At 72.9% G+C, this 10913-nt stretch carries 9 protein-coding genes; 6 read left to right on the plus strand and 3 right to left on the minus strand.

Annotated elements, in window-relative coordinates; translation table 11 throughout:
• Window positions 1–9: 9 nt before the first annotated feature.
• From ACWDAS_RS09940 to ACWDAS_RS09950, 3 genes are read left to right on the plus strand one after another with little or no spacing between them, the layout of a single operon-like run.
• On the plus strand, window positions 10–1299 hold the full coding sequence (locus tag ACWDAS_RS09940) for a cytidylyltransferase domain-containing protein (RefSeq protein ID WP_450388368.1): 1290 nt from the start codon (window positions 10–12) through the stop codon (window positions 1297–1299).
• Complete coding sequence (locus ACWDAS_RS09945) at window positions 1296–2252, plus strand: N-acetylneuraminate synthase family protein (protein WP_450388369.1); 957 nt, start codon at window positions 1296–1298, stop codon at window positions 2250–2252. Before ACWDAS_RS09940 ends, ACWDAS_RS09945 begins: the two co-directional genes overlap by 4 nt.
• 3 nt (window positions 2253–2255) lie before the next feature.
• The gene (locus ACWDAS_RS09950) at window positions 2256–3365 is read left to right on the plus strand and encodes a hypothetical protein (RefSeq protein ID WP_450388370.1); all 1110 of its coding nucleotides are present in this window, start codon (window positions 2256–2258) and stop codon (window positions 3363–3365) included.
• 31 nt (window positions 3366–3396) lie between these two features.
• Here the strand turns inward: ACWDAS_RS09950 and ACWDAS_RS09955 are convergent, their stop codons facing one another.
• Genes ACWDAS_RS09955 through ACWDAS_RS09965 form a run of 3 tightly spaced genes read right to left on the minus strand, consistent with a single transcriptional unit; the run spans window position 3397 to window position 6480 of the window.
• The gene (locus ACWDAS_RS09955) at window positions 3397–4278 is read right to left on the minus strand and encodes a SecDF P1 head subdomain-containing protein (protein ID WP_450388371.1); all 882 of its coding nucleotides are present in this window, start codon (window positions 4276–4278) and stop codon (window positions 3397–3399) included.
• Window positions 4271–4642, minus strand: coding sequence for a hypothetical protein (locus tag ACWDAS_RS09960; RefSeq protein ID WP_450388372.1), 372 nt, complete (start codon window positions 4640–4642; stop codon window positions 4271–4273). Before ACWDAS_RS09960 ends, ACWDAS_RS09955 begins: the two co-directional genes overlap by 8 nt.
• A complete protein-coding gene (locus ACWDAS_RS09965; RefSeq protein ID WP_450388373.1) occupies window positions 4639–6480 on the minus strand; it encodes a hypothetical protein in 1842 nt (613 codons plus the stop codon). The genes ACWDAS_RS09960 and ACWDAS_RS09965 overlap by 4 nt, the downstream gene beginning before the upstream one ends.
• Window positions 6481–6686: 206 nt before the next feature.
• Between ACWDAS_RS09965 and ACWDAS_RS09970 the strand changes: the two genes are divergently transcribed.
• The 3 genes from ACWDAS_RS09970 (at window position 6687) to ACWDAS_RS09980 (ending at window position 10898) form a co-directional block, all read left to right on the plus strand.
• The gene (locus ACWDAS_RS09970; RefSeq protein ID WP_450388374.1) at window positions 6687–8249 is read left to right on the plus strand and encodes a glycosyltransferase; all 1563 of its coding nucleotides are present in this window, start codon (window positions 6687–6689) and stop codon (window positions 8247–8249) included.
• Window positions 8250–8491: 242 nt separating this feature from the next.
• Entirely contained in the window at window positions 8492–9694 is a 1203-nt protein-coding gene (locus ACWDAS_RS09975) for a M20 family metallopeptidase (RefSeq protein ID WP_450388375.1), read from the plus strand.
• 154 nt (window positions 9695–9848) lie between these two features.
• Entirely contained in the window at window positions 9849–10898 is a 1050-nt protein-coding gene (locus ACWDAS_RS09980; RefSeq protein ID WP_450388376.1) for a BMP family lipoprotein, read from the plus strand.
• The last annotated feature ends 15 nt before the right edge of the window (window positions 10899–10913 follow it).

Raw genomic sequence — 10913 nt, forward strand, 5'->3', positions numbered from 1 at the left:
GGAGCCACCATGCCAACGGTGTTGGCCGTCATTCCCGCCCGCGGCGGCTCGAAGGGCGTACCCGGCAAGAACCTCGCACCGGTCGGCGGTGTGCCGCTGGTCGCCCGCGCCGTGCGCGCCTGCCGGGAGGCCGGCCTCGTCACCGACGTGGTCGTCTCCACCGACGACCCGTCCATCGCCGAGGCGGCCCGCACCGCCGGCGCCGAGGTCGTCCTGCGCCCGGCCGCCATCGCCGGGGACACCGCGACCAGCGAGGCCGCGGTGCTGCACGCGATGGACGCGCACGAGGCGATGACCGGGCACGGCTCGGACGTGGTGCTGCTCGTCCAGTGCACCAGCCCGTTCATCACCACCGAGGACGTCAACGGCGTGGCCGCCGCGGTCGTCGAGGACGGCGCGGACACGGCGGTGACCGTGGCCCCGTTCCACGGCTTCATCTGGCGCGACGCGGCCGACCAGATCGGCGCCGCCGCCGCCGCGGCCGCCGACGAGGCCTCGCAGGGCGGCCGGTCCCGTACGACGGTGGCCGCCGCGACCGGCGGCTACGGCGTCAACCACGACAAGGCCCACCGCCCGCGCCGCCAGGACCGGCCGCAGGACCTGCTGGAGACCGGCGCCGCCTACGCGATGCGCGCGGACGGCTTCCGCGAGGCCAGGCACCGCTTCTTCGGCCACACCGCGCTGGTGCGCACCGACCCAGCCAAGGTCCTGGAGATCGACGAGCCCGACGACCTGGCCCGCGCCCGCGCCCTGGCCCCGCTGCTCGACCCCGCGGCTGACGCCGCCCCCGAGGCGCCGGCGCTCCCGACCCGCGACGACGTCGACGCGGTCGTACTCGACTTCGACGGCACCCAGACCGACGACACGGTGCTGGTCGACTCCGAAGGACGCGAGGCCGTCACCGTGCACCGCGGTGACGGCCTCGGGATCGCGGCCCTCCGCGACAACGGTCTGCCCGTCCTGATCCTGTCCACGGAGACCAACCCGGTCGTCGCCGCACGGGCACGCAAGCTCAAGGTCCCCGTGCTCCACGGCATCGACCGCAAGGACCTCGCACTCAAGCAGTGGTGCGAGGAGCAAGGAATCGCCCCCGAGCGGGTCCTGTACGTCGGCAACGACGTCAACGACCTCGGCTGTTTCGCGCTCGTCGGCTGGCCCACGGCCGTCGCCAACGCGCACGACATCGTCAAGGACGCGGCCCGCTCCGTCACCGCAACGCCCGGAGGGCGCGGAGCGATCCGCGAGATCGCCTCGTGGATCCTCGGCCCCTCACTTTCCCGAAGGGAACTCTCCCAGTGACCACCACCAACGCCCGCCTCCGTCCGATCGGCGACCGCCTGGTCGGCCCCGGCCAGCCCGTCTACGTCACCGGCGAGATCGGCATCAACCACAACGGCTCCCTCGAGGACGCCTTCGCGCTGATCGACGCCGCCGTGGTGGCCGGCGCCGACGGTGTGAAGTTCCAGAAGCGCACCCCGGAGATCTGCACCCCGCGCGACCAGTGGGACATCGAGCGCGACACCCCATGGGGCCGCATGACCTACATCGACTACCGCCACAAGGTGGAGTTCGGTGAGGACGAGTACCGCGCGATCGACGAGTACTGCACGAAGAAGGGCATCGACTGGTTCGCCTCCCCGTGGGACGTCCCCTCGGTCGAGTTCCTGGAGAAGTTCGACAACGTCCGGGTCCACAAGGTCGCCTCGGCCTCGCTGACCGACGACGAGCTGCTGCGCGCCCTGCGCGCCACCGGCAAGACGGTCATCCTCTCGACCGGCATGTCCACCCCGAAGCAGATCCGCCACGCGGTGGAGGTGCTCGGCAGCGAGAACATCATCCTGTGCCACGCCACCTCGACCTACCCGGCGAAGCACGAGGAGCTCAACCTGCGGATGATCAACACCCTGCAGCGTGAGTTCCCGAACGTCCCGGTCGGCTACTCCGGCCACGAGATCGGCCTGCAGACCACCCTCGCGGCGGTCGCGCTCGGCGCCGTCTTCGTCGAGCGCCACATCACCCTCGACCGCGCCAACTGGGGCTCGGACCAGGCCGCCTCCGTCGAGCCGCAGGGCCTGGACCGCCTGGTCCGCGACATCCGCATCATCGAGCAGGCGCTCGGCGACGGTGTCAAGAAGGTCTACGAGGGCGAGCTCGGCCCGATGAAGAAGCTGCGCCGCGTGCCCGGCGTCATCGCCGAGCAGGAGGCGGCCCAGGCCGCTGCCGCCGCCGAGCCCGAGTCGGTGTCGGCCTGACCCATGGGCGACAGCGGCACTCTGGCACTCGTAGAGAGCCCCGTTCAGCTGCTCAACGTGCTGGAGTGGGCGCATGTTCACCCGCCCGCGGTACCCACACCGCGACCCGGGACGGCTTCGGCCGCCCCGGGCCCGGTGGCGCCCGGGCGGCCGCTCACCATCGTGGCCCTCGCCCCGCGCGACCCCATGACGCGCGGTCAGCTCCGACGCATGGCGGAGCTGGCGATGGACGAGGGCATCACGGTGCGCTGGTGCGAGGCCCGTTCCTCCAGGGGCTCGCTGCTGCGTACCGCCGCCGAACTGACCCCGGTCCTGCGGGCCGCGGGGCGGATCGTCCTCGGTGACCCCTTCTCCCGGCTGGTGCAGGTGCTGCTGCCGCTCAGCCGGGCGAAGGAGATCACCGTCGTGGACGACGGAACGGCGACCATGGAGTTCACCGAACTGCTCGCCAAGGGCGCCCGGCTGGTCCGCTGGCACCGCAGCGGCCGACGGCTGTCGCCGGCGGACGCGGCCTTCGGTGTCTTCGCCTGGGCCGCCCGGCGCCGCCTCACCCCTGGCGCCGGGCGCCGGGTCGAGCTGTTCAGCTCGATGCCCGCCACACCTCCGCAGGGGATGGCGCTGCGGGCCAACCGCTTCGCCTGGACGCGGGCGCGCTTCGGCCCGCCCAGGATCAGCGCCGGCACCGACATCGTCGGCACCTCCCTCGTCGAGACGGGGGTGGTCGACCCGGAGCGGTACCTGGCCGCCGTCTCCGACCTGACCCGGGCCCACGGCGCCACCCGCTACTTCGCGCACCGCCGTGAGAGCGCCGACAAGCTGCACCGGCTCTCGGTGGAGACCGGGCTGCAGATCGTCCGGCCCGACCTGCCGCTGGAACTGATCGCCCGCCGCGGCCCCGTCGGTCACACGATCCTGAGCTTCCCCTCCACGGTCGTCCACACCCTGCCGCTCGCCCTGGAGGGCACCGGCGTCAAGATCACGGTGTGCGACGTCGACCCGGAGTGGCTGACCGACCATGCCTCGCCCCGGGCCCAGAGCTTCCTGTCCGGGATCACGGGCAGCGCCCGCGACCTGCACGGCCTGGCCTCGGCGGCCTCGAGCACGGCCCCGTGACCCGAGCGCGCCGGCCCGCCCCTCCGGCGGGTCAGCGCGTCACGGATGTGAGGTCCATCGCCGTCGGCAGGTTGCCGCTGCTCAGCTGGGCGGCCAGCCGGGCGGCCGAGTCCTGGGTGTAGTTGCCGGTGATGACGGCGGTGCCGCCCGGAATCGGCGAGCTGACCAGGGGCGCCGACAGCACGGCGCCGTCCAGCACCATCGCGAACTGGTTGGCCGGGCTCAGCTGTGCGGCCAGGCGCGCTGTGACGTCGGCGAACTTCCGTGCGCCGCCGGTGGTGAAGGTCAGCCGGATCTGCCACCCGCTGCCGATCTGCGCGTCGAGCCGGGCCTGCGCATCGCTGATCTCGGTGCCGCTCAGGGCGACCGGTTCGAGCAGATACTTCGTCCACGCGCCGGTCTCGGCCCGTTCCGCGCAGGCCACGGCCCGCCGCCCGTCGCCCTTCTGGTGGTCGACCCGCTGGGCCGGCACCGAGCAGTCCAGAGCGGCGAACTCCGCGCTGCCGGGCTCGCTGCCGGACCCCGAACCGGGGTCGGGCGACCGCACGGGGGAGGCGCCTCCGGCGGGTTCCAGCAGCACCACCGGCCGGAAGACCAGCACCGCCGGCTTCCCCAGCGAGGCGAGCTCCCGCGCGCTCCCGCCGCGCAGGGACACGGTGACCCGGCCCGCGTCGGCCTCCACGGCGACGTCCTGGAAGCCGAAGCCCTCGGCGCGCTGCCGCATGAGTGCGGCGATCTGCCGCAGCCGTGCCGCGTTCACGGGCTCGCGCGGGGTGAACACCGCCGTCGTCCGGGGCCCGTCGGCGGGCTTGTCCGCCCCGTCGCCGTCCCCCGGCAGCGAGCAGGCCGCGGCCAGTGCCGCGCAGCAGACCGCGAGCGCGACCGGCCGCCCACGACGCAAGCGCTCAGCCACCGGTGATCGCCCGCACGCTCTCGTGCACCGCCGTGACCAGCCCGGTCAACGCGGTGGCGTCACCGATGAGGGCGCGCAGCCGGGTCAGCCGCTCGCCCACCCGGCCACCGTCCACATCGTCAGCAGTGAGCTCCTGCGTCAGGGCGTCCGCCTCCTCCCGTGCGGCCTCGGTGCCCTCCAACGCGTCGAGGCGGCGGCGGAGTTCGGCGATCGCGGCGAGCGCGGCGCGCAGCGCCTGCGCGTGGGTGCCGTCCCTGTGTGCGGACGCGCCGCTTCCCGCGGCCAGCGCCGAGTCGCTGACCTTGGCGTTGCCCCCGATCACGATGCCGTGGTTGATCTGCGGAGCCGGATCCGGTGCGGTCACTTCGCGCCCCCCTCGGTCCCCGTCCCGGTCACGGGCTGCCGGCCGCCGGCGGAGATCGCCGCGGCACCGGAGCCCGCCGCGATGCTGCCGTTCATGGAACCGCCGGTCATCATGATCCCCTGGTTCAGGATGACGTTCCGGTGCTGTGCCAGATCCCCGCGGTCCAGGCCGTGTTCCGCGAGGAAATCGGCGAGTGTGCCGAGGATCTGCAGCTCGATCTGCTTGCCGATACGCGTGACGTCCACCTTCTGGAAGAAGTCCCGGTAGGTGTGAGAGGACGCCAGCTCCCGCAGGCTGATCCGGGCCCCGAAGTCATAGCGCCGGTCGTCGGTGACGGCCGTCCGCTGCTCCTCCAGGGCACGTTCCCGCCGGGCGGGTGCGCGCAGTTCCGCGTACGCGTTCGTGAGCGCCGACATCAGCACCGAACGGCTCAGCAGCAGCGCGTCGGCGAGCCCGGGCGCCGCCTCCTCGGTGTCCTCGGGACGGGAGACGGAGTCGGCGACCCGGTAGGCCTCCCGCACCGGGGTGAGCACCAGGGTGTTGGCCTGGAGATACAGCGTCGCCCCGCTCACCGCGATCTGGACGAAGACCGACAGCACCAGATCCGTCCCCCAACTGCGCACCTGCGCGGCCAGGCAGTGCCGCACCGGGCCGTCGATGATGCCCCGGGCCGCCTCGATGCGCTCCGAGGAGAGCTGGTCGGCGGGCCTGCCCTCGGGCGGCCGGCGGCCCGCGGCGCCGGGCCAGAAGACCGCCTCGCCGAACAGGGCGTTCTGCCTCAGCTCCGTGCCGTGGACGAACACCTTCTCGGTGACCTCCAGGCCGGGGATCCGGTCCACCGGGGAGGCCGCGGTGCCGCGCAGCGCGTCCAGGTCGTCGGCCATCCGCCGCACCAGGCCGGCCGTGTCGAAGGGCACCGGCGGCGGCTCCTGCCCGGAGCCCGGCTCGTGGCTTTCGGGGACCAGCCGCATGGCGAAGGACCACGACGTGACCTCGTCGCCCGCGCCCACGAAAGGCCGGTAGCCGCTGTAGACGATCAGGTTCGCGTCCCCGCCCACGGAGGACTGCGGCAGCCCCGCCGCGTCCGGGTCGCGGGGCGGCTCGTCCCCCGCGGAGCGGAAGGCCTCCCGGGTCAGCTGCTCGCGTATGGCCTTCCACGCCGCGTTGCGCTGCTCCCAGGTGAACAGCCACGGGCAGCCGATCAGCAGCACCAGCGTCAGCAGGAAGGTCACGACCGGCCCGGCGCTCGGCCAGTACGGCACCAGCGCGCCGAGCCAGGAGGCCGCCAGCAGCACGGTGATCTGCACCGCCAGCGCCCGCAGCACCGCCATGACGGCCGGGTCGCGCTGTCCCTCGCGGACGCGGCGGCGCCGCGGCACCACCGAGGCCGGCTGTGTGCCGCCCCCGGGCAGGAAGGCCGTGGCGATCCAGTACGCGAGCGTGGTGACCGGGGCGAGCAGCAGCGAGAGCACGAAGACGGCACCGACGGCCAGATCCCGTTTGCGCAGGTCGCGTAAGGTCTGCTCGGCGTGGACGCCGACCCGGTCGAGGTCGACGCCGTACGACGGGGCGCAGGCCCGGTACCTCTCGTGGCGCAGCTCGTGCACCACCCGCCGCGCGAAGCCCTCGTCCAGCCGGGCCCCCGCGCACATGTGGCGGGTCGACGCGCTCCAGTCCTCGTCGCCCCCGTACCCCGCCCCGGACACCCACCGCGGTGTCCGCGGCGCCTGCGCGGGGCGGGGCGGCGGCACCCCGGCCGTGCCCCCGTCCCCCACGCCGAACGCCTCCGTCTCCCCGGCGCCCTCCGTGCTCTCGGCGCCCGGGTATCGCGATGTCACACGCCCCACCCCATTTCCCCTCGTCACGCCAGTGTGGGCGCCGCCGCCCCGCCCCCGGAAGGTGTGGGAAGTGTGAAAACCGGACGCGCCGGGGCGCGTCGAAGTGCGGGGGCGCGCGAGGGCGCACGGGCCGGCGGCCGGTGTCGTTCCACTGTGCGCAAGATCCACGTCACCGACCGGTCACCCGAACGCGGTTGTCTTGATCCATGGCAACGGCACCGAGGTCCGCGCCCCGCATCGCGGTCCTCGCGGACAGCGCGCTCGACCGTGACTCCCGGGCGCACCGTGTGGCGGCGGCCGCCGCCCGGGCGGGGTACGAGGTCACCCTCATCGGCCGCGCCACCGAGGGGCAGGATCCCGACAGCGGTGCCGCGCCCGAGGGCGTGCGGCTGATCCGCGTCACCGTCGCCGAGACGCTCCACCGGCGGCGTCTGCAGCGCCCCCGGCCCGGCCCGCAGCACGCACTCGCCTACCGCAGTGCGGAGTCGCACGCCTACCGCAACGCCCTGCTCGCCGCCCACGCGGCGCTGCTGGCCTCCCGCGGGGCCGAACTGGACGTGATCCGCCGCCCTTTACCGGTGAAGGCCGCCGCCCGCCTCGGCCACGCGGGCGCCCGCCTCCGGCACGCCCTGCGCAGGGCCTGGACGGTACTGCGCTCGGCGCAGTACCGCGGCGCCGTCCGCCGTCGCACCGTCCGCGGCGGGCCCCTCGACGGCGCGGCCGCCACCGCCGCCCGGCTGCTGCTCGGCAAGCGCTGCTGGCGCCGGCTCGACCCGCTCCTGCTCGACCTGGAGATCGCCTACGGGCCGGTGCTGGACGAACTGCGCCCGCACCTCGTGCACGCCCTCGGCCACCGCACCCTGGGCACCGCCGTCCGCGCCGCGCTGCGCGCCGAGGGCACCGGCCACCGGGTCGAGGTGGTCTGGGACACCACCGCCAAGACCGAGGCCACGCGTCGTGCCGCCGTCGCCCGCGACGCCCACGAGCGCTCCTATGTTCCGCTCACCGACGGCGTCGTGACCGTCGCCGACACCTACGCCGACCGCCTCCGCGAGCGACACGGCCTCCCCGCCCGCCCCGCGGTGGCCCGCAACACCCCGCCCTACGAGCCGCTGCCCTCCCCGCCGCCGCCCGGCGTCCGCGACCGGTGCCACCTCGCCCCGGACGTCCCGCTGCTGGTCCACAGCGGCTCCGCCGGTCCCGCCCGCGGCCTGCTGACGGTCGTCGACGCGCTCCCCAAGCTGTACGACCTGCACGCCGCGCTGATCGTCCCCGACCCGGACGACCCCTGGATCGGCACCCTCACCGACCGCGCCGCCGAGCTGGGCGTGGCGCGCCGGCTGCACGTCCTTCCCTGTGTGCCGCCCGCGGAGATCCCGCGCTTCCTGTCCTCCGCGGACATCGGCGTGCTCCCGGTGCACCGGCTCCCCGACCGGCAGGTCGCACTCCCGGCCCGCTACTTCGAGTACGCCCACGCCCGGCTGCCCGTCGTGGTCAGCGACGTCCGCGTGCTGGCCCGGCCGACCCTGGAGATCGGCAACGGCGAGGTCTTCCGCTCCGGGGACACCGCCGACTTCGTCCGCGCGGTCGGTGCCGTGCTGACCAATCCGCGCCGCTACCGCAAGGCCTACGAACGCGGGGAGGTCCTGCGCGAGTGGTCCTGGCAGACCCAGTCCGAGCCGCTCCTGGACCTCTACGCGCGGCTGCTGGGCCCGCGCCGTCCCGCCCCCGACCTGTCCGGATCCGAGGCTCCCGCGACCCTTGTCTGAGGGGAGTGCGGCCGCTCACCGAGCGTTGCCTCGCGGCAGGGCGATCGTTGGGCCACTATGGAGTGGCGAGGGATAAACCAGGTTCATACCCCTGTAGGCAGCCGGGTACGCGCCCGACGGGGGAGTTTTTCTTTCTCGCGCGGCATGAATTTACGGCGATGTAGCGATCGGGAGTACAGATGCGGTCTAGCCTGTCGGAGGTGAACGACTCACCTTCCGAACCCTCCGAAACACCTGTGCCAGTGGCGCCCACGGTTCCCGCCGCACCGGAAGGTGCGCTGCTGGGCGTGCTGCCCGAGCGGCTCAGGGCCGATCTCGTGGCGTTTCGGCGGGACCTGCACATGAACCCCGAGCTGGGACGGCAGGAGTTCCGTACCACCGCCGCGGTGAAGGCCCGCCTGGAGCAGGCCGGCCTCAAGCCCCGCGTGATGCCCGGCGGCACCGGTCTGCTGTGCGACATCGGCGCCTCCGACCCGGAACGCCCGCGGCTGGCGCTCCGCGCAGACCTGGACGCGCTGCCGATCCCCGACACGAAGCGGGTGGACTACCGCTCCACCGTGCCCGGGCGGGCGCACGCCTGCGGTCACGACGTCCACACCGCGGTGGTGCTCGGCGCCGGCCTGGTGCTGGCGGAGCTGGAGCGCGAGGGCAAGCTGAGGCGACCGGTACGGCTGGTCTTCCAGCCGGCCGAGGAGGTCATGCCGGGTGGCGCGCTGGACGCCATCAAGGCGAACGCGCTCGACGGGGTGGGCCGGATCCTGGCCCTGCACTGCGACCCGAAGGTCGAGGTCGGCCGGATCGGGCTGCGGCAGGGGCCGATCACCTCCGCCGTGGACCGGCTGGAGCTCTCCCTGGACGGCGCCGGCGGCCACACGGCCCGCCCCCACCTGACCACCGACCTGGTGATGGCCGCCGCCAAGATGGCCACCGAGCTGCCGGCCGTGCTGGCCCGCCGGATCGACCCCCGCTCCGGGATGAGCATCGTGTGGGGGCGCATCGAGGCCGGTCACGCGTGCAACGTCATCCCGCAGCACGCGGAGCTGGAGGGCACGGTCCGCTGCCTGGACCTGAACGCCTGGCACGAGGCCCCGGACCTGGTCCACGAGGTGATCGACCAGGTGGCGGCCATGTACCGCGCGAAGTGGGAGCTCACGTACCACCGCGGGGTGCCCCCGGTGGTGAACGAGCCGGACTCGACCGAGCTGCTGCGCGACGCCATGACGGCCCGCTATGGCGCGCACACCGTCGAGGACACCGAGCAGAGCCTGGGCGGCGAGGACTTCTCCTGGTACCTGGAGCAGGTTCCGGGCGCGCTCGCGCGATTGGGCGTACGGCCCGTTGGGGACACGTCAAAGCGTGATCTGCATCAAGGTGACTTCGACGTCGACGAGGGCGCGATCAAGGTCGGCGTGGAACTTTTCACCTCCGCTGCGCTGCTGGCATGACGGTGGGTGACCCGGTCGACACGGCCGGGTCACCTGGCCGAAATGCGACGATCCGATAACGGGCCGCCAACCCCCCTTTACCTGACATCTACGCGCGTTAAGCTCCGGGTTAAGCCAGCGCCGGACGGGGCGCTTCTAGTTGAAGGGGACCCTCTTGCGCCGGGTAACCAAGTTCGCCGCCGCGGGCATAGCCTCCGCGGCTCTCGCGCTCACCGCGACCGCCTGTGGCAGCAGCTCCAAGGACAGTGGCGGTGACGGCAGCGGCAGCGGCAAGCTGAAGGTCGGCGTCGCCTACGACGTGGGTGGCCGTGGTGACCACTCGTTCAACGACTCCGCCGCCAAGGGCCTGGACAAGGCCAAGGACGACTTCGGCGTCGAGATCAAGGAGCTGACGGCCAAGACCTCGGACACCGAGGCCGACCGTGAGCAGCGCCTGGAGGACCTGGCCGAGGCGGGCTACAACCCCGTCATCGGTGTCGGCTTCTCCTACGGCGACTCGATGAAGAAGGCGGCGGCGAAGTACCCCAAGACCACCTTCGCGATCGTCGACTCCGTCGTCGAGGCCAAGAACGTCGACAGCATCGTCTTCACCGAGGAGCAGAGCTCCTACCTCGCCGGTGTCGCGGCCGCCCTGAAGACCAAGGACAACAAGGTCGGCTTCATCGGCGGCGTGGACATCCCGCTGATCAACAAGTTCGAGGCCGGCTTCCGCCAGGGCGTCGAGGAGACCAACCCGAAGGTCAAGGTCACCACCCAGTACCTGACCCCGGGCTCCGACCTGTCCGGCTTCTCCGACCCGGCCAAGGGCAAGGCCGCCGCCCAGGGCATGCTCGACAAGGGCGTCGACGTCATCTACTCCGCCGCCGGCTCCTCCGGCAACGGCGCGATCGAGGCCGTCGCGGGCAAGACCGGCACCTGGGCGATCGGTGTGGACTCCGACCAGTACCAGCAGCCGGGTCTGGCCAAGTACCAGAAGTCGATCCTGACCTCCGCGCTGAAGAACGTGGACGTCGCGGTCTACGAGGCGGTCGAGTCCGTCAAGAGCGGCTCCCCGCTCACCGGCACCCACGCCTACGACCTGGCCAAGGACGGCGTCGGCCTGTCCACCAGCGGTGGCTTCATCGACGACATCAAGTCGAAGCTGGACGAGGCCAAGCAGAAGATCGTCAACGGCGAGATCAAGGTCAACACGACCGTCAAGTGACGCCCGGTCTCTCGT

The organism is Streptomyces sp. NPDC001070 (genome assembly GCF_053598835.1).